Source organism: Novosphingobium sp. HNCC26DJ243 (assembly GCF_057180545.1).
This window is the reverse complement of record NZ_JBXUGN010000001.1, coordinates 937,050-954,485: the sequence shown is the minus strand read 5'-3', so window position 1 is coordinate 954,485 and position 17,436 is coordinate 937,050. Positions and strand designations below refer to the sequence as shown.

The following is a 17,436-nucleotide window of genomic DNA, read 5'->3' as shown; positions in this document are numbered from 1 at the left end:
TGCTAACCATTTCTTCGCAACCGGTCGCTAACGCTGGCAGCCATGGTGACCGGACCATTCTCGGGACAGAGCCGGATACGGCAAGGCGTGGGCGCGACAAGCGCCGGCCTGATCGTGGCCGCAACTTTCCTGGCCCTGCTGGCACTGACGGCCGCCCTGATCGCGGCCTTCCGCAATTCCACCGACATTGCCGATGAATTTGCGCGCACCGAGGAACGCAAGCTGGTGGAGCGCTTCGTTGATCGGACCGGGCAGCAAATTCTCGACGCCAACCTGCTTCAGATTCAGTGGGATGAGGCGGTCACGAAGCTGAACAGTCCGGACGTTGAAGGTTGGGCGCGAAACTTTCTCGCCGGATATTTCGCCGGCAGCCAAAATATCGACCGTATCTACCATGTGCGGTTCGACGGCTCACTCGTCCATTGCTGGAAGGGGCGACAACTTGTGCGCGCCTGCAGCTACGCCGAGATCACGCCTCAGGTGCGCCAACTCGTGGCCCGGTCGGTGAAGGAAGGGAACACAAGCGTCCCGGCCAAGTCCTGGCGCATGCTCGGCTCTGTCGCCTGGCCTCATGATGCCAAGGGCATACCGGTGTCCCGCGGGCTAGCCGCCATGACGACGCTGGACGGACAACCGGCATTTCTCGCCGTGGGATCGGTCGTCCCGGACGTCAACCCCACGCTCCTGCGGGCCGAGCCGGACTACATCGTTCTCGTGCGCTATCTCGACAGCAAGATTCTCGGCAACCTGAAGGAATCGCTGCTGCTGGACGAGGTACGGTTCAGTGCCGGCGCCGATGCGGATCCGGGTCGCAATGCCTTTTCCGTGAAGGACGTCGATGGCGACCGGATCGGCTGGATTTCGTGGAAATCGGAGCCACCGGGCCCCTCGATTTTGCGGCGGACCGCGCCACTTCTGGCGGTCTACATCCTGTTCTTCGTCGGTGTCGTCGCGGGCGGCGCGATCATCGTGCGGCGCATGCGGCGGACGACCAGCGAACTCATCGCCAGCGAGGCACAGGCCCAGCACAACGCGCTGCATGACGCGATGTCGGGGCTGCCTAACCGGACGCACTTCATGCAGCGCCTGCGCCAGGAACTTGGTGCCTGTGTCGAAGATCGCGATCTCGGCGACGTCTTCGTCGCCTATGTCGACATCGATCGCTTCAAGGTCGTGAACGATACGCTGGGTCACCATGTGGGAGATGAACTCGTGCGCCAGGTCGCCATGCGCCTGCGCCGTGCGTTGCCGCCAGGCGATTTTCTTTCGCGCTTTGGCGGGGACGAATTCGTCCTCCTGCGGCGCACTACTGGTGGCCGCGCAGCGGCCGACATGCTTGGCAACCAGATCATGGCACTGATGGACGAACCGTTCGTCATCTCGGGCAACAGCCTCGACATCAGTCTGTCGTGCGGGATCAGCTGGGGGCCGGAGCAAAGCGAGGACCCCGGAGAACTGCTACGTCGCTCCGATATCGCGCTCTACCGCGCCAAGCAACGTGGCCGTGCCCGCTTTCGCAGATTCACCCGCGACATGGATGCCTCGGTCAAACTGCGCCGCGAGATGGAAATGGAACTGCGCCGTGCGATCGCGCGCGATGAGCTCGCCGTAGCCTACCAGCCCATCGTCAACGCTGCCGATGGCGACATTCTGGGGTTCGAAGCGCTCGTGCGCTGGCAGCATCCGGAGCGCGGCGCAATTCGCCCTGGCATGTTCGTACCCGTGGCCGAGCAGGCAGGCCTGATGGTACCGCTCGGCAACTGGGTGCTGCGCCGCGTCTTCACCGAGTGTCGCGACTGGCCTGACTGCGACATCTCGGTCAATCTCTCGCCATTGCAGATCATGGCGAGCGACTTCCTTGCCACGATCGATGGCATCGTTCGTGAAACGCGCGTCGATCCGCGCCGGATCGTGCTCGAGGTTACCGAGGGCGTGATGCTCGATCGCAGCGATCATGTCGTCGACGTGCTGAAGGGGCTCAACTATCGCGGCTTCCGTATCGCACTCGACGATTTCGGAATCGGCTATTCGTCGTTGAGCTACCTGCGCTCGTTCCAGTTCGACCGGATCAAGATCGACCGCTCGTTCGTGCAGAACATCGAGGCCGATCTTGATGCGCACTCGATCCTGCGCGCGATCGTTTCGCTCGGCCACAACTTGCGGATGAAGGTGGTGGCCGAAGGTGTCGAAACACCTATCCAGCGCGCACTCGTTCAGGCTGCTGGTTGCCAGATGATCCAGGGCCACCTCTTCTGGCAGGCGATGCCGCCAGAAGAGGCGCTGGCTCTGCTCGAGCCGCCTCGCACCAGGGCGCGCCGTTCGGCCTGAGCGTCAGGTGCTTGGCGTCCGGCGCAGCCTGCGGATGTATTCGAGTTCGTTGAGGGCGGCCTTGCTGCCCGGCTCCAGTTTCAGCGAAGCGTTGAACAGTGCTTCCGCCTCGTTGAGGTCGCCGGTTTCGATCCGGATGAAGCCCATGCCGCGCAGCGCTCTGGCCTTGTACAGGTCGCGCGACGTCTCCTCGGCATTGTCGGCGGAATCGCTGGCCTCGCGGAACAGGTCATAGGCCTTCTGCCATTGGCGATCCGCCTTGTACCATTCGGCGAGTTCGTTGGTGAAATGCGCATGGAGCGGCGCATGGTCATGCGCGCGCTGGAGCCAGGGCAGGGCATCCCTCGCGCGATGGAGATCGATCAGCGCAAAGCCCTTGATGAAATAGCCGGCACAGTAATCCAGGCTGACGATCGTCAGCTTGCGGTCACCCTTGGCGGCATCGAGCAGGGCAAGCGTTGCGGCCTGATCCTCGGTCTGCGCGCAGGCATGCGGATTGCCAGTCTGCATGGCGTCGAAGCTTGCGATGACCGGTTCGACCTTCTCGGCTGCCTGCGCCGGTCGTCCGCCAAGAATATCCTGGAATGCGGACTCTACGGCAGCGGATACGGCTTCTCGCGCCATTATCTGGGGGGCGGCAACGGCGTTCGTGCTTGCGCCACACAGTATGACCAAGGAGAGGAATGCACCATTCAGCTTGCCCATGATCGTCCCCCAACGCTGCCTTTGGGAGAGCATGGCGTGCAAACGGCAGGCGGGCAATCGCGAACTGTGCCGATTCCGAAGTGGAACTGGCCGGTTGCAGTCTAGCCCTTGGCCGAAGCGGATTCAGCCGTCGCGGTCATCGTGCGGGGATAGATGAAGCCATGGGCGGGGCTGGCGCGCAGGCCGACCGACCTGGTCGGGGCATACCACACGCGGACTTCGCTCCAGTCGCCGGCAGCAGAAACGTCTACCGCGACCACTCCGCGATCGATCACGCCGGGGCCGGACCAATTGGCATGATCGATCAGGATGTGACGATCATCGACGACCTTGCGGACGACTGCGACGTGACCGTAGGGCATTGCGCGCGTGCCAGAGAAGGCGAGGACGGCGCCGGCCTTCGGCTGCTGGCCGCGTTCGTAGCTGCCTTCGGCATTGCTCCACCAGTCGCGGGCATTGCCCGAGATCTGCACTTCGGAAATCTGCCGTGCGTATGTCACGCACTGAAGCCGCGCATGGGCTACTGCGGGGAGTGCAGTAAACGAAACGAGAGCGAGGAAGGCTGCGACCATTTTCCGAAACATGGCAGCCTACCTAACGATCCAGGCGGATTCGATAACCCGCAGGGCCTTCGGTTCATCTTGCGGTCACAACCGTTCAACTCGGTTCGTCGCAAACTGTGGAAAAGATCACGATCCGGTGCGTTGTCCGCGATGAGCGGCGATCTTTTAGCTGCAAAAGGAAAGGGCGCCCGGTTTCCCGGACGCCCTTCCTGATTCACGGATCCGGTGGATCAAAGCGAATAGTACATGTCGAATTCGACGGCCGACGGCGTGGTTTCCCAACGCATCACTTCTGGCCACTTCAGTTCGATGTAGGCTTCGATCTGGTCCTTGGTGAACACGCCACCCTGGAGCAGGAAGTCATAATCGGCTTCGAGCGATTCCAGCGCTTCACGCAGGCTGCCGCACACGGTCGGAACCTGAGCGAGCTCTGCCGGCGGCAGGTCGTAAAGGTTCTTGTCCATGGCTTCGCCCGGGTGGATCTTGTTCTTGATCCCGTCGAGACCCGCCATGAGCAGTGCAGCGTAGCACAGGTAGGGGTTGGCCATCGCGTCGGGGAAGCGGAATTCCACGCGCTTTGCCTTCGAACCGGCACCGTAGGGGATGCGGCACGATGCCGAACGGTTGCGGGCCGAATAGGCCAGCAGCACGGGGGCTTCGTAGCCCGGAACCAGACGCTTGTAGCTGTTGGTCGTCGGGTTGGTGAAGGCGTTGAGGGCCTTGGCGTGCTTGATCACGCCACCGATGAAGTACAGGCACATGTCCGACAGGCCGGCATAGCCGTTGCCGGCGAAGAGCGGCTTGCCAGCTTCCCAGATCGAGATGTGGGTGTGCATGCCCGAGCCGTTGTCAGTCTTGATCGGCTTCGGCATGAAGGTTGCGGTCTTGCCATAGGCGTGAGCGACCTGCTGCACGACGTACTTGTAGACCTGCATGCGGTCGGCGGTCTGGACCAGCGTACCGAAGGTCAGGCCGAGTTCGTGCTGGGCCGAGGCCACTTCATGGTGGTGCTTGTCGCAGGGCAGGCCCATGTCGATCATGGTGCGAACCATTTCGCCACGGATGTCGACGCAGCTGTCGACCGGAGCGACGGGGAAGTAACCGCCCTTGGCGCGCGGACGGTGGCCGAGGTTGCCGCCTTCGTAGTCCTTGGCCGAGTTGGTCGGCAGTTCGATGTCATCGATCTTGAAGCCGTTGCCGTCGTAGCCGTCGTAGAACTTTACGTCGTCGAACAGGAAGAACTCGGCTTCCGGACCGACATAGACGGTGTCGCCGACGCCGGCGGTCTTGACGAAGGCTTCGGCGCGCTTGGCGGTCGAGCGCGGGTCACGGGCGTAGAGTTCGCCGGTCGAGGGCTCGACGATGTCGCAGCAGATGATCAGCATCGGGGTGGCCGAGAACGGATCGATGTAGACGGCGTCGAGGTCGGGCTTGAGGATCATGTCCGACTCGTTGATGGCCTTCCAGCCCTCGATCGACGAACCGTCGAACATCAGGCCGTCTTCAAGCTCATCTTCGCCGAGCACGGTCGACACCATGGTGAGGTGCTGCCACTTGCCCTTGGGGTCGGTGAAACGCAGATCGACCCACTCGATTTCCTCGTCCTTGATCCGGGCGAGAATGTCCTTTGCAGTTGCCATCGCTGGTCCTTCTTCTTCTTGCCCCCGGCGGAGAGGTACGGGGGGTAACTGGGGTGGTTGGTCTACTGGAGGCTTGCCCGTCCACAGGCCCACCCCCGCTCTGATGTCCTGCCCGGCTGGCCGGGCAAGGCTTCAACTTGTCTTGATCCTCAGGCTGGCTGGACGAAGGATCAGATGGCGTCGTCGTCGCGTTCGCCGGTGCGGATGCGCAGCGCGCTCTCGACCGGGATGACGAAGATCTTGCCGTCGCCGATGCGGCCGGTTTGGGCAGCCGAGGCGATCGCCTCGACCACACGGTCGACGAGCGCGTCGCCAACGACGACCTCGAGCTTCACCTTGGGCAGGAAATCGACGACATATTCAGCGCCGCGATAAAGTTCAGTGTGGCCCTTCTGGCGTCCGAAGCCCTTGGCTTCGGTGACGGTGATGCCGGACACGCCGATTTCGTGCAGCGATTCCTTCACTTCATCGAGCTTGAAGGGCTTGATGATGGCTTCGACCTTTTTCACGTCGTTATGACCCCTGCAACACGTGCCGGCGCGCCACGATGGCGACAGACCTGCCTATGATCCCGTGTGTGGCAACGACGTTACAAGAATCGTGCCACGCGGCTGGCCAAGATCACTAGGCCATCGCGACGCGGCGGGAAAGCAGGAAATGCGGGCTTCCGGCAAGATTTGAATCGAATGCGCAAGCCCAGCATACGCATCGTTGCGCAGGCGTGTTCAAATCATGCCCAATATTTGCGCAAGCCGTGCCTGTTTTTTAGGCAGATCATGCCGCGTAGGGCGGTTTGTCCAAGCCCCTCGGGCTCGCGGTGAAGATTTCGCAGCCGTCCTCGGTAATTCCGATGGAATGCTCGAACTGCGCAGAGAGCGAACGGTCGCGCGTCACGGCCGTCCAGCCATCCTCGAGGATCTTTACGCCGGGCTTGCCGAGATTGATCATCGGCTCGATCGTGAAGAACATGCCGGGGCGCAGCTCGGGACCGGTTCCTGCCCGTCCAGCATGGACCACTTCAGGTGCATCGTGGAACAGGCGGCCAAGGCCGTGTCCGCAGAACTCGCGCACCACGCCATAGCGCTGGCGCTCGGCATGTTCCTGGATCGCCGCACCGATATCGCCCAGACGCGCGCCGGGCTTTGCCTTGGCGATGCCGATCATCAGGCATTCGTGCGTGACATCGACCAGACGCTTTGCCTTCAGCGGCACGTCGCCAACCAGGTACATGCGGCTTGAATCGCCGTGCCAGCCATCAAGCAGGGGAGTAACGTCGATATTGACGATGTCACCATCCTTGAGCGTCTTGTCCGACGGAATGCCGTGACAGACCACGTGGTTGATCGAGATGCAACAGGAGTGCGTGTAGCCGCGATAGCCCAGCGTTGCTGGAACCGCGCCGCCATCGAGCGTCATCTGCCGCACGACGTCGTCGAGATGATCCGTCCGAACGCCCGGCACCACCAGTGGCGCGAGGGCGTCAAGAATCTCGGCGGCAAGGCGGCCTGCCTTGCGCATGCCCTCGAAGCCCGAGGGGCCATGCAGCTTGATCGTCCCGTCGCGCGGGAGGAGGTCGGTATCGTCAACGGTCACATATTCGGTCATCGCCGTCATGTAGCCATCTTGCCCGGCAAATGCGAGATGTTCGCAAGGGTCCTTTTCATCTCGCGACGAACGTTGCCCGGAATTCGGGCTTCACCGCCGCCAGAACCTTTGCCGTGACTGGTACGGTCACCTCGTACGACCCTTCGGCGTAAGGGCCTGCCGCGTATGGCGAAACCAGCACGCCGATCCGGTCGAAAGCCTTGCCGTTGGACGAGCCGAGAATGACGGTCTGTTCGGTCGGGTCGATGCACTTTTCAAATTCGGTGATCCCGCCCCCCAGATCCTGCCCCTCGCGCTTGCGAGCGCGTTGCTTGTCGAGTTCCTTGCAGAATGGTTCGCGAATGGACGAGGCGAGCGCGGCCCTGGAAGCAAAGAGATCGACAGGCGCGCGACGCTTGCCCGCGATCCGGTCCCACAGGATCGTGTCGTAGACGTAATTGGGATGCGCGCCTCCGCTGTAGAACCCGACGAGGGTCGAGAGGCTCAGCCAGGCGGGCATGTCGGTCACGTCCTTCCACTCCACGCTGTGACTATAGGGATTGAACGGATAACCGTTTTCCGTCGCGTCCTTCTTGCCTTCCCTTGCGTCGGCGACAAGTTCGGCCTTGGCCTTGCCTAGATCGTCGTCGAGCAGTTCCTTGAGCGCCGGTATGGCGCCAGCCGCTGCCGGATAGGAATAGGTGAACTCGTAGAGGTCGTTTTCCTCGGTCACGCTGCGTGCGGCGACGGGAATCTGCGCTGGTGCCGACGGCGGGATGGCTGAAGCGGCTGCCCCCGGCTCGGCGCTGGCGCTTGCCGACGCTTCGGGTTCCTTGCTGACCGAGCATGCCGCTGCGGACAGCAGCAGCGGGATCAGGGCAATGGCGCGCATCAGGCAATTTCCTCTCGCAACGGGCCGCGCTCTGCGGCATGACCTTGTCCAACATGACCGACAAAAACGCGCTTATCCAGCCAGATCGCGGCCAACAGGCCATTGCCATCCACCTTGTCGACAAGGGCACGCTGCCGGATTTCGTCAAAGGTCTCAACGCCGGACAGCGTGCGTCGCTGGCCGCGCAGAAGTTCGAGGGCAACGGTTACGAACACGCGATCGTTCCCGATGGCGATGGTTGGTTCGCGGTTGCGGGCGTGGCCGATGTCGGCAGCCTTTCGTCGTGGTGCATGGCCAAGCTGGCCGATGTCCTGCCGGGCGGAACCTATCGCTGCGCGGGCGGGGAACCGGGCAAGGCGCTTCACGGCTGGGTCACCGGGCAATACCGTTTCGACCGCTATCGCAAGGACGCCAAGGACGCCGAGCCGCGTATCCTGCTGACCAGGGATGTCGCACGGATCGAGCCGGCCCTGACCGAAGCGTCCGCCGTGCTCATGGTCCGCGATCTGGTGAATACGCCTGCCGAGGACATGGGGCCGGCCCAGCTCGAATCCGAAGCCCGCGCGCTGGCCAAGACCTATCACGCCGAAATTCACGTGGTCGCCGGCGATACGCTCGAGCACGATTATCCGATGGTCCACGCGGTGGGGCGAGCGGCTGCGCGCAGCCATGCGCCCCGGCTGATCGAACTGGAGTGGGGCGACCCGAAGCATCCGCGCGTCGCTATTGTGGGCAAGGGCGTCTGCTTCGATTCGGGCGGGCTCGACATCAAGCCGTCGTCGGGCATGGCGCTGATGAAGAAGGATATGGGCGGGGCGGCCCACGCGCTCGCGCTGGCCGGTCTGGTCATGGCAATGGGCTTGAAAATCCGGCTGCATGTGCTTGTCCCTGCGGTGGAAAACGCCATTTCGGCACACGCGTTCCGCCCCGGCGACATTCTGCGTGCGCGCAACGGCCTGTCGGTCGAAGTGACCAATACCGACGCCGAGGGGCGGCTGGTCCTGGGCGATGCGCTCACCCGTGCGACAGAGTTGAAGCCCGAACTGGTGATCGATTTCGCCACCTTGACCGGGGCTGCGCGCGTTGCGCTCGGCCCGGACCTGCCCGCGATGTTCGCACGGCGCGATGCCACCGCCGAGGAATTGCTCGCTGCCGGTCTCGAGCGGGACGACCCGTGTTGGCGCCTTCCGATGTTCGAGGGCTATCGCGAATATCTGAAATCCGATGTCGCCGATCTGCAGAACTCGCCTGCCAACGGTTTTGCCGGGGCCAGCGTTGCCGCGCTTTTCCTCGACCGCTTCGTGGGCGAAGGGATCGACTGGGCGCATTTCGATACTTTCGCGTGGCGGCCCGCGCCAAAGCCCGGAAGGCCCAAGGGAGGAGACGCCCTCGGCCTGCGTGCGGCATGGGGTTTGCTCAAGGCGCGCTATGGGCAGGAACGCGGTTGAATGCGCTCTGCCTTGCCTGAAAGCGCTGACGCGGCTAATCGCCCGGCTTTCCTGTTCCGGGGGCAACCTGAATTGACCGTTGAAGCATCGCCTCTTTCGACTGACGTTCCGACCGTGCAGCTTTCGCTCGTGCGACCGTCGGACCGTTCGGACAAGCCGCATCTGCCGGTGCGGGGCGACCTTGCGCATATCGGCCTCGCCGGACGCTATTTCGTGCCCCACTATGCGGTGCCGATGGCGCACTTGGTGAAGGCGGCGGCAACGCTGCGCGGCGCGGGCAAGGCCGAGGGCACCGAGCTGCGCACTCTGGCTGCGGGCGAAGTGTTCGACGTGCTCGACATCGCTGGCGGCTGGGCCTGGGGCCAGGCCAAGTCCGACCTGCTGGTCGGCTATGTCGAGATGAGCGCGCTCGAGGCGGTGGCGTGACCACGTCCGTCTTCATCGACGGCGCAGCGGGCACGACCGGACTGGAAATTGCCGACCGGCTTGCAGGTCGCAGCGAATTCACGCTGATCGCTCTCGATGATGCGCGGCGCAAGGACGACGCAGCGCGGGCGGAGGCGATCAACGACGCCGACGTCGTGATCCTGTGCCTGCCCGACGATGCCGCACGCGATGCCGTGGCGATGATTCGCAACGACCGCACGCGTGTGATCGATGCTTCGACCGCTTATCGCGTGACCGATGGCTGGACGTATGGCTTCCCCGAGATCGTCGGGCGCGAAACGGTGGCGCAGGCCATGCGCGTGTCGAATCCCGGCTGCTATCCCACCGGCTTCATCGCGCTGCTGGCGCCGCTGGTGCACAACGGCCTCCTGCCTGCCGCGTGGCCCTATAGCTGCAACGCCGTTTCGGGTTATTCGGGCGGCGGCAAGGCGCTGATCGGTCGCTTCGAACAGGACACCGACATCGCCTGGCGCGGTTATGGCCTGACCTTCGGCCACAAGCATGTGCCCGAAATGCAGCGCTACACCGGCGTTGCCATAGCGCCGCTGTTCAGCCCTGCCGTGATCAATGCCCATCGCGGCATGGTCGTCGAAATCCCGCTGCCGCTTGGCGTCATGCCCGGTAACGTGTCCGCCGAACTGCTGCGCGCTGCGCTGACCCAGTTCTATGCCGGCTCACCGGTCGTCACCGTGGAACAGGATATCCCCGCCGACGGCGAGATGCTGATGCGTGCTTCGATGGAGCCGTGGGATGGCCTCAAGCTGCACGTGATGGGCAGCGCTGATGGGGAACAGGCAAGGCTGGTCGCCGTGCTCGACAATCTCGGCAAGGGTGCCAGCGGCGCGGCCGTGCAGACGCTCAACCTGATGGCGGGCCTCGACGAGACGGCGGGCCTGCGCCTGTAAGGATATTGCATTGGACAAGGAAAAGGCCCGCGCTCCGGCAGGAGGCGGGCCTTTTTCATTGCCGCAAGGGCGAGCCGATCAGTCTTCGGGAGCGATCGTCACGCGCAGACCGTCTAGGTCGCCGGTGATCTGGACCTGGCACGAAAGACGCGAGTTCTCGTTGCGGTGGTCCGAGCTGTCGAGCAGGTCGTTCTCGTCTTCGCTCATCGGCGTGACCTTGTCGGCAAAGGCCGGGTCGATATAGACGTGGCACGTGGCGCACGAGCAGCAGCCGCCGCACAGCGCCAGCAGTTCGTCGAAGCCGTTATCGCGAATGGCTTCCATCACCGAAAGGCCGGCATCGGCCTCGACCGTCTTTTCTTCACCTGCACGGTCGACAACGACAATCTTCGGCATCGTCACTTCTCCAAGCGTGGCGCAGGTGGCAAGGCGGCCCCCTGTTCGCCTTTGGCCGGGGCTGCTATCGCCTGTACGCGGCTTTGGCAACTGCCGATCCGGCCAAAACACTGTTGCGGAGAAATAGGGTGGGATTGACGGCCGAGGCCATTCGCGAAGGGCTTGATCACATCGCGGCGCGCAACCCCTTGCTTGCACGGGCCATAGAGCGTGTCGGCTACCCCGAACCGCGCCTCCGCGCGACCGGCTATCGCACCTTGCTGCGCACGATCGTCGGCCAGCAGGTGAGCGTTTCCGCCGCCGCATCGGTATGGAACAAGCTCGAGGCGCTGCTGGGCGAGGACTTGCCGCCGCACGATCTGCTAGGCTCGGACTTCGATTCCCTGCGCGCCTGCGGATTGTCCCGTCAGAAGCAGGGCTATGCGCGCAGCTTGTGCGAACTGGTCATCTCGGGCGAACTCGATCTTGAAAGCCTGCCCGCCGACGACGAGGACGCGATTGCCGAACTGGTGAAGATCAAGGGCATTGGGCGCTGGTCGGCCGAGATCTACCTGCTGTTCGCCGAAGGCCGCTCCGACATCTGGCCCGCGGGCGATCTGGCGGTGCAGGTGGGGCTGGGCAAGCTGCTGAGCCTTGCCGAGCGCCCGAGCGAGAAGGAAACCCGCGCTCTGGCCGAGGACTGGCGCCCCCATCGCGGCGCGGCGGCGATTTTTACCTGGCATTGCTATAACAATCCGGCGCTTTGACTTGTGGCGCGGATTGCTCGTTCGCGAACCGTCATCCTGAACTTGTTTCAGGATCCATCTTGCCGATCAGGCTGCCGGGTGTGGGGATGGATGGACCCTGAAACAAGTTCAGGGTGACGGAAAGGCAGAGCTGGTGGCGAATAGGCGGGCCAGCTTTTCACCTTTGCCAAATCCTGTAAGCTGTTGCTGACAGCAATGTGAGCAGGGGTGGCCAATGGCGCGCAAGACGATCTTCATCACCGGCGGCGCATCGGGCATCGGGCGCGCGGTGGCGCAGCGCTTCGGGCAGGGCGGCTGGTTCGTCGGCCTCGCCGATGTGAACGACGCGGGCATGGCCGAAACGGCGGCGCTGCTCGCGCAAGGGCAGAGTTCGTGCCACAGGCTCGACGTGCGCGACCGCTCGGGCTGGGATCAGGCGCTGGCCGATTGTGCAAGGGCGTCGGGCGGGCAGATCGATGTGGTATTCAACAACGCCGGCATTCCGATTGGCGGGGCCATCGTCGATCTGACGGCGGAAGAGATCGAACGCACGCTCGACATCAATCTCAAGGGCGTGATCTTCGGCGCGCAGGCGGCCTATCCGTGGCTGAAAGCCAGCGCGCCGGGATCGTGCCTGCTCAATACTGCCAGCGCCGCAGGGCTCTACGGCTCGCCCGGAGCCTCGGTCTATTCGGCCACCAAGTTCGGCGTGAGGGCGCTCACAGAGTCGCTTGACGGCGAATGGGCCGAGGACGGGATCGCGGTGCGCGACCTGATGCCCAGCTTCATCGAAACCCCGCTGCTCGATCACGCCCCCAACCGCGCCAGCAACGAGGATATCCGCACCCGCGTCCTTGGCGCAGGCCTTGAACTCACGCCGGTGAGCGAAGTGGCAGAGGCCGCATGGGCTGCGGTGCATGGCGGCCGGTTACACACCGTGGTCGGCAAGACCGCCCGCAAACTGGCCTTCGCCTCGCGCTGGATGCCGGGGACGCTGCGCAAGCAGATGCGGTCGTCGGCAAAGCCGCTGGGGAAGTAGCAGCCATTCCCGCCTATTCGTCCGGATTAGGGATGCGGTGTGAAGGACGGGAGCGGCGGTTATGTCGCGGGAATCGAACAACTACCCAAACAAACCACCGGTCGCCCCGTGTTTGACACGGCGCTTGGCTTTCCTTGCGGCCTCACGATTGGCTGGACTTTTGGGACCAGTGGTATCCGGCCGTGGAAGCGGCCCGAGGCGACGCTGAAAGGTAGCCAAGCCCCGTGTCAGGCACGGGGCGACGACGATGGTGGGAAAGGAGGGCTGCCCTCTCCAATCCCTCAATCCCGATCAAGTCCGGTTGACGACTGGTTTTGGGGTGTGATGTGAACAACGCGAGTGGCAGGGAGTGGGTGGTAAGCTGACCTTAAGATACCGCATGCGCTTCCACGATCCATTTATGCAACTCTGTCAGATATGGTTGGCCATGAATGGCCACACCTTCGACGAGTGCCTTGGTCGCCCAAGTCGCGTCACGTTGGAATTCATCAGGTCGATAGGCCAACGACATGATGAAACCAGCCAGGCGATGCACGAACTCACTTGAACGGTAGAGCCGCTCAGCACTTCCTGAGTGATCCCGGTTATGGATTGTTTCCATGTGAATGGCGCGAGCAAGAACGGCGATTTTTGCTCGGTCAGAGAGGCCTGCAAAGGCACATTCGATTTCAGCGTGCATGGCCCTGACTGACGTTTTCAACACTGGCGGTCAATGACCGCTCTGGCGTCGTGTCCGGAACGGCAGCTTTCAATCAAAAACATCGGAAACCGGCCGCCGTCCCACTGGCAGCCTGAACCTCTCAAACAAACCCATCCATCGCCCGCGCCATCGCCGCATCCCTTGCCGACAGCCCATCGGCATCGTGCGTCGTCAGCGTCACCTCCACGCGGTTGTAGACGTTGAACCATTCGGGGTGGTGGTCGGCCTTTTCGGCGTAGAGGGCGACGCGGGACATGAAGGCCCAGGCTTCCGAGAAATCGCCAAAACGGAAGGTGCGGGTGAGGGCGAGTCCGTCGGCTCGCAAGGTCCAGTCGGGAAGGTCGACCAGAAGGGCGTCGCGTTCGGCGTCGGTCAGGCGGGGGATGGCCATGGTTGTCCTTCTTCCATCGGCGTGCTTGGCAGGCGCAATGCTTTCCCCTATCGCGGGCTCCCATGCAAGACTGCCGTCTCGTCGCCAAGGATATCGCCTGCAGGCGCGGAGACCGCATCCTCTTTCGCGGACTCTCGCTGGCGGCAAGGCCGGGCGACATCGTCCATCTTGCAGGCCCCAACGGTATCGGCAAATCCAGCCTGATCCGCATTCTTGCAGGGCTTCTGCGGCCCTTTGCCGGAACCGTTGAGCGGACCGGCGATCTGGCCCTGTCGGACGAGCGGCTGGCACTGGACGGGCACGAACCGCTCGAGCAGGCGCTGGCGTTCTGGCGGCGGATCGATCGTGCGCCCGCCGCGCCGACCGACTTCGGCCTTGCCGACCTGCTCGACGTGCCGGTGCGCTATCTTTCCACCGGCCAGCGCAAGCGGGCGGCGCTGGCGCGCGTGGCCGCCAGCAATGCCGCGATCTGGCTGCTCGACGAACCGCTCAACGGGCTCGATTCCCATTGGTCTTGCATGGCGCAGGCCGCGATCAAGGCCCATTGCGCGGGCGGGGGCATCGTGGTGATCGCCTCGCACCAGCCGCTCTCGGTCGAGCGGGCGACCACGCTCGAACTGCTGGACTTTGCGGCATGATCGCGCGGCTCTGGCCGGTCTTCCGGCGCGACCTGATCCTGCTCACGCGTGGCGCGCAAGGGCGGGGCGGGGCGGTGCTGCCGCTGCTGTTCTTCCTCGCGGTCGCCATGCTCTTTCCATTCGCGGTGGGGCCAGATGCGCGGCTGCTGGCGCGCACTGGCGCGGGCGTCATCTGGGTCGCGGCGCTGCTCGCATCGATCCTGCCGCTCGACCGGCTGGTGGAGCCAGATGTCGAAGCAGGGTTCTTCGACCAGTGGGCCCTGCGCGGCCTTTCGGAAGAAGCGCTGCTGCTCAGCCGTATCGTTGCGCACTGGATCAGCTTCGGCATTCCGCTGATGCTGGCCGCGCCGATTTCGGCGGGCCTGCTTTCGCTCGACGCCGCGCAATTGCGCACGGTGGAAATCGGGCTTCTGCTCGGCACGCCCGGGCTTGCCGCCATCGGCGTGACCATCGCCGCGCTGACTGCGGGCCTGCGCGCCGGGTCTGCGCTCGGCGGGCTTCTGGCGATCCCGCTGGCGGTGCCGCTGCTGATCTTCGGCGCCGGATCGCTCCAGCCGGGCGGCGAGGGCGGCCTTGCGCTGCTGGCGGCATCCAGCCTGCTGGCGCTGGCGATTGCGCCCTTCGCCGGGGGCGCCGCGATCCGGGCCAGTCGCGAATAGGTTCGCGAATAGGGACGCGAGCAGGGCTTCACCGGCCCCAAGCGCAAATTCGTTGGCAATCGCGCGAAGTGCCCCTAACTCGGGAGCCATGATGGCACCTTCGATTGCACCCGATACCATTTCCCTCATCGGCAATACGCCGCTGGTCCTGCTGAAAGGCCCCAGCGAGGCAGCCGGAGCCGAGATCTACGGCAAGTGCGAATTCGCCAACCCTGGCGCTTCGGTCAAGGATCGCGCGGCGCTGTGGATCGTGCGCGATGCCGAAGAGCGCGGGTTGCTCCAGCCCGGCGGCACGATCGTCGAGGGCACTGCGGGCAACACCGGCATCGGGCTTGCGCTGGTGGCCAACGCACGCGGCTACAAGTCGGTCATCGTCATGCCCGAAACCCAATCGCGCGAGAAGATGGACACGCTGCGCGCGCTTCGCGCCGAACTGGTGCTCGTCCCTGCCGCGCCGTTTTCGAACCCCGGCCATTTCGTCCACACCTCGCGCCGGATTGCCGAGGAAACCGAAGGCGCGGTCTGGGCCAACCAGTTCGACAACATCGCCAATCGCCGCGCACATATCGAAAGCACCGCGCCCGAAATCTGGGAGCAGATGGAACGCCGCATCGACGGCTTCACTTGTGCTGCGGGCACCGGCGGCACCATCGCGGGCGTGGGTCTGGGGCTCAAGGCCTTCGACGACAAGGTGACGATCGCGCTGACCGACCCGCACGGCGCAGCGCTCTACAACTACTACGCCCATGGCGAACTCAAGGCCGAAGGTTCGTCGGTGGCCGAAGGCATCGGTCAGGGCCGCATCACTGCCAATCTCGATGGCGCGCCGATCGACACGCAGTTCCGCATCTCCGACGAGGAAGGGCTCTACTGGGTCGAGCGACTGCTGGCCGACGAAGGGCTGTGCCTTGGCCTGTCGAGCGGGATCAACGTGGCCGGCGCCGTGGCGCTGGCAAGGCAGCTTGGCCCCGGCAGCCGCGTCGCCACGATCCTGTGCGATACCGGCTTCCGCTACTTGTCCTCGCTCTACAATGCCGAGTGGCTGAAAGCGAAGGGACTGCCGGTGTTCCCATGGCTGGAGCAATAGGCTAGAAGGCCTTCATGGCACTCTTCGCCAGGTCGCAGGCCAGTGGCACTGCCCAGTCAGGCACCGATCCGGTGAACCCGCCCAGCGTGCTCGCCTACGCACCGCCGTCGACACGCGAACTGCGGGCGCAAGCGGTGCATCGCCTTCAGGTCGGCATGTTCGGCCTTGCCGGAATGCTGCTGCTGGTCAGCCTTGCCAACGTGATCATGGATCGCGCCAAGTACCTTGACGAGACCTCGGTCAACGTGGCCGAGCCGATGACCTCGGCGAGCGAGACCACGGCCAACGATCCGCTGGTCGATATGGGCGTGGCGCCCGAATTGCCGGTTTCGGGCAGCGATACGGGCAAGGGCGGCAAGGCACCGGCTGCGCCGTCGCGCGCCTCGAGGCCGGCTCCCGCAACCAACCCCTGATCGTCATGCGCGCGGTCCCGCGGCGGCGCGTCTGGCTTGTGGCCCTTGTCGCCGGAATGGTCTTGCTCGGGCTGGGCATGATGGCGAAACACGGCATGTCCGACAGCGGCAAGCCAGTAGCGCTGTTCACCAGCCTGCCGATCGTCTGGCCCGAACAGGCCGGGGTGCGCGACATGATTTCAAGCACGGAGCAGGTTCACTGGGCGCGCGACGTGATCGAGCAGCGCGGCAAGGTCGTCGCGCTCGATACCCTGCTCGGCCTTTCTGCCTTCGACCGTGCGATCATTGCGCAGCCGCGTCCGCTAGCTCCGGAAGAGAATGTCGCGCTCGACACCTGGGTGCGCAATGGCGGGCGGATGCTGATGTTTGCCGACCCGATGCTGACCTGGGAAAGCGCGTTCCCGATCGGCGACCGGCGGCGGCCGCAGGATGTGGTGCTGCTGTCGCCGATCCTCGCCCGCTGGGGGATCGAATTGCGCTTCGACGATGAGCAAGTCGCGGGTGCGCGGGAAGATGCGGGCGACGGCCTTTTGGTAAACCTTCCGGGCCATTTCGCCGCTATCCCCGGAGGGCACGATGCCCGCTGCGAATTAGGTGAGGGCGCTATCGTGGCGCGGTGCAGCATCGGGAAAGGGCGGGCAGTCATCGTCGCAGACGCTGCTCTCCTCGAAGCGACCGATGATCCCGATGCCGGAAAGGCGCAATTCGATCGCCTGATCGATGAAGCGATCGGGCAGTGAATCGCGTTCTTCACGGGAAAGCGCGGGCAGCCGCTGGGACATCATCGGCGAATTGCCGGAACTTGCGGATTCATAAGGGTTTCTGCTGCCCTCTGTTTGAGCAGTACATGGTTAACTACGTATCAACACTGAAGAA

20 protein-coding genes are annotated in these 17,436 nt (G+C 64.0%); 11 read left to right on the top strand and 9 right to left on the bottom strand.

Features of this window, described 5'->3' with window-relative positions:
* The first annotated feature begins 42 nt into the window (after positions 1–42).
* Entirely contained in the window at positions 43–2,328 is a 2,286-nt protein-coding gene (locus tag AC2A04_RS04575; protein WP_484211127.1) for a bifunctional diguanylate cyclase/phosphodiesterase, read from the top strand.
* A 3-nt stretch (positions 2,329–2,331) separates the two neighbouring features.
* Here the strand turns inward: AC2A04_RS04575 and AC2A04_RS04570 are convergent, their stop codons facing one another.
* From AC2A04_RS04570 to AC2A04_RS04545, 6 genes are all read right to left on the bottom strand, one after another.
* Positions 2,332–2,952 (bottom strand): tetratricopeptide repeat protein, encoded by a 621-nt coding sequence (locus tag AC2A04_RS04570; protein ID WP_484211126.1) that lies wholly within the window; start codon positions 2,950–2,952, stop codon positions 2,332–2,334.
* A gap of 182 nt (positions 2,953–3,134) precedes the next feature.
* Positions 3,135–3,533, bottom strand: a complete 399-nt coding sequence (locus AC2A04_RS04565; RefSeq protein WP_484211125.1) for a CHAP domain-containing protein — start codon at positions 3,531–3,533, stop codon at positions 3,135–3,137.
* A 293-nt stretch (positions 3,534–3,826) separates the two neighbouring features.
* Entirely contained in the window at positions 3,827–5,236 is a 1,410-nt protein-coding gene (gene glnA, locus AC2A04_RS04560) for a type I glutamate--ammonia ligase (RefSeq protein ID WP_484211124.1), read from the bottom strand.
* Between the two features lie 170 nt (positions 5,237–5,406).
* Positions 5,407–5,745: a P-II family nitrogen regulator gene (locus AC2A04_RS04555; protein ID WP_484211123.1), complete on the bottom strand. Its 339-nt coding sequence runs from the start codon at positions 5,743–5,745 to the stop codon at positions 5,407–5,409.
* A 265-nt stretch (positions 5,746–6,010) separates the two neighbouring features.
* Complete coding sequence (gene map, locus AC2A04_RS04550; protein WP_484211684.1) at positions 6,011–6,841, bottom strand: type I methionyl aminopeptidase; 831 nt, start codon at positions 6,839–6,841, stop codon at positions 6,011–6,013.
* Between the two features lie 55 nt (positions 6,842–6,896).
* Complete coding sequence (locus AC2A04_RS04545) at positions 6,897–7,712, bottom strand: DUF4163 domain-containing protein (RefSeq protein WP_484211122.1); 816 nt, start codon at positions 7,710–7,712, stop codon at positions 6,897–6,899.
* Between the two features lie 53 nt (positions 7,713–7,765).
* Here AC2A04_RS04545 and AC2A04_RS04540 point away from each other — a divergent pair, with 53 nt between their 5' ends.
* The 3 genes from AC2A04_RS04540 (at position 7,766) to argC (ending at position 10,512) form a co-directional block, all read left to right on the top strand.
* A complete protein-coding gene (locus AC2A04_RS04540; protein WP_484211121.1) occupies positions 7,766–9,160 on the top strand; it encodes a leucyl aminopeptidase family protein in 1,395 nt (464 codons plus the stop codon).
* Between the two features lie 114 nt (positions 9,161–9,274).
* Complete coding sequence (locus tag AC2A04_RS04535; protein WP_484211120.1) at positions 9,275–9,586, top strand: SH3 domain-containing protein; 312 nt, start codon at positions 9,275–9,277, stop codon at positions 9,584–9,586.
* Positions 9,583–10,512: an N-acetyl-gamma-glutamyl-phosphate reductase gene (argC, locus tag AC2A04_RS04530; RefSeq protein ID WP_484211119.1), complete on the top strand. Its 930-nt coding sequence runs from the start codon at positions 9,583–9,585 to the stop codon at positions 10,510–10,512. The genes AC2A04_RS04535 and argC overlap by 4 nt, the downstream gene beginning before the upstream one ends.
* 78 nt (positions 10,513–10,590) lie before the next feature.
* On the opposite strand, the gene AC2A04_RS04525 is transcribed toward argC, so the two are convergent.
* A complete protein-coding gene (locus AC2A04_RS04525; protein ID WP_484211118.1) occupies positions 10,591–10,908 on the bottom strand; it encodes a 2Fe-2S iron-sulfur cluster-binding protein in 318 nt (105 codons plus the stop codon).
* Between the two features lie 128 nt (positions 10,909–11,036).
* Here AC2A04_RS04525 and AC2A04_RS04520 point away from each other — a divergent pair, with 128 nt between their 5' ends.
* Both AC2A04_RS04520 and AC2A04_RS04515 read left to right on the top strand, forming a co-directional pair.
* Entirely contained in the window at positions 11,037–11,654 is a 618-nt protein-coding gene (locus AC2A04_RS04520) for a DNA-3-methyladenine glycosylase family protein (RefSeq protein WP_484211117.1), read from the top strand.
* Between the two features lie 214 nt (positions 11,655–11,868).
* Positions 11,869–12,672 carry an SDR family oxidoreductase gene (locus AC2A04_RS04515; RefSeq protein WP_484211116.1) on the top strand — a complete coding sequence of 268 codons (804 nt, stop codon included), beginning with the start codon at positions 11,869–11,871 and terminating at the stop codon, positions 12,670–12,672.
* A gap of 367 nt (positions 12,673–13,039) precedes the next feature.
* Here AC2A04_RS04515 and AC2A04_RS04510 read toward each other — a convergent pair whose 3' ends face one another.
* Complete coding sequence (locus tag AC2A04_RS04510) at positions 13,040–13,351, bottom strand: hypothetical protein (protein WP_484211115.1); 312 nt, start codon at positions 13,349–13,351, stop codon at positions 13,040–13,042.
* 121 nt (positions 13,352–13,472) lie between these two features.
* The gene (locus AC2A04_RS04505; protein ID WP_484211114.1) at positions 13,473–13,763 is read right to left on the bottom strand and encodes a 4a-hydroxytetrahydrobiopterin dehydratase; all 291 of its coding nucleotides are present in this window, start codon (positions 13,761–13,763) and stop codon (positions 13,473–13,475) included.
* A gap of 62 nt (positions 13,764–13,825) precedes the next feature.
* On the opposite strand from AC2A04_RS04505, the gene ccmA reads away from it, so the two are divergent.
* The 5 genes from ccmA (at position 13,826) to AC2A04_RS04480 (ending at position 17,300) form a co-directional block, all read left to right on the top strand.
* The gene (ccmA, locus tag AC2A04_RS04500) at positions 13,826–14,401 is read left to right on the top strand and encodes a heme ABC exporter ATP-binding protein CcmA (protein WP_484211113.1); all 576 of its coding nucleotides are present in this window, start codon (positions 13,826–13,828) and stop codon (positions 14,399–14,401) included.
* Positions 14,398–15,060: a heme exporter protein CcmB gene (ccmB, locus tag AC2A04_RS04495; protein ID WP_484211112.1), complete on the top strand. Its 663-nt coding sequence runs from the start codon at positions 14,398–14,400 to the stop codon at positions 15,058–15,060. Before ccmA ends, ccmB begins: the two co-directional genes overlap by 4 nt.
* 88 nt (positions 15,061–15,148) lie before the next feature.
* The gene (locus AC2A04_RS04490) at positions 15,149–16,147 is read left to right on the top strand and encodes a cysteine synthase A (RefSeq protein WP_484211111.1); all 999 of its coding nucleotides are present in this window, start codon (positions 15,149–15,151) and stop codon (positions 16,145–16,147) included.
* A gap of 14 nt (positions 16,148–16,161) precedes the next feature.
* A complete protein-coding gene (locus tag AC2A04_RS04485) occupies positions 16,162–16,560 on the top strand; it encodes a hypothetical protein (protein WP_484211110.1) in 399 nt (132 codons plus the stop codon).
* A 5-nt stretch (positions 16,561–16,565) separates the two neighbouring features.
* A complete protein-coding gene (locus tag AC2A04_RS04480; RefSeq protein ID WP_484211109.1) occupies positions 16,566–17,300 on the top strand; it encodes an ABC transporter in 735 nt (244 codons plus the stop codon).
* Positions 17,301–17,436 lie beyond the last annotated feature (136 nt).

Excerpts from the sequence above, each read along its gene's own strand:
- AC2A04_RS04575 (WP_484211127.1), top strand. The coding sequence starts at position 43 with ATGGTGACCGGACCATTCTCGGGACAGAGCCGGATACGGCAAGGCGTG.
- AC2A04_RS04570 (WP_484211126.1), bottom strand. The coding sequence starts at position 2,952 with ATGGCGCGAGAAGCCGTATCCGCTGCCGTAGAGTCCGCATTCCAGGAT.
- glnA (WP_484211124.1), bottom strand. The coding sequence starts at position 5,236 with ATGGCAACTGCAAAGGACATTCTCGCCCGGATCAAGGACGAGGAAATC.
- map (WP_484211684.1), bottom strand. The coding sequence starts at position 6,841 with ATGACCGAATATGTGACCGTTGACGATACCGACCTCCTCCCGCGCGAC.
- AC2A04_RS04545 (WP_484211122.1), bottom strand. The coding sequence starts at position 7,712 with ATGCGCGCCATTGCCCTGATCCCGCTGCTGCTGTCCGCAGCGGCATGC.
- AC2A04_RS04540 (WP_484211121.1), top strand. The coding sequence starts at position 7,766 with ATGACCGACAAAAACGCGCTTATCCAGCCAGATCGCGGCCAACAGGCC.
- AC2A04_RS04525 (WP_484211118.1), bottom strand. The coding sequence starts at position 10,908 with ATGCCGAAGATTGTCGTTGTCGACCGTGCAGGTGAAGAAAAGACGGTC.
- AC2A04_RS04515 (WP_484211116.1), top strand. The coding sequence starts at position 11,869 with ATGGCGCGCAAGACGATCTTCATCACCGGCGGCGCATCGGGCATCGGG.
- AC2A04_RS04510 (WP_484211115.1), bottom strand. The coding sequence starts at position 13,351 with ATGCACGCTGAAATCGAATGTGCCTTTGCAGGCCTCTCTGACCGAGCA.
- AC2A04_RS04505 (WP_484211114.1), bottom strand. The coding sequence starts at position 13,763 with ATGGCCATCCCCCGCCTGACCGACGCCGAACGCGACGCCCTTCTGGTC.
- ccmA (WP_484211113.1), top strand. The coding sequence starts at position 13,826 with ATGCAAGACTGCCGTCTCGTCGCCAAGGATATCGCCTGCAGGCGCGGA.
- ccmB (WP_484211112.1), top strand. The coding sequence starts at position 14,398 with ATGATCGCGCGGCTCTGGCCGGTCTTCCGGCGCGACCTGATCCTGCTC.
- AC2A04_RS04490 (WP_484211111.1), top strand. The coding sequence starts at position 15,149 with ATGATGGCACCTTCGATTGCACCCGATACCATTTCCCTCATCGGCAAT.
- AC2A04_RS04485 (WP_484211110.1), top strand. The coding sequence starts at position 16,162 with ATGGCACTCTTCGCCAGGTCGCAGGCCAGTGGCACTGCCCAGTCAGGC.
- AC2A04_RS04480 (WP_484211109.1), top strand. The coding sequence starts at position 16,566 with ATGCGCGCGGTCCCGCGGCGGCGCGTCTGGCTTGTGGCCCTTGTCGCC.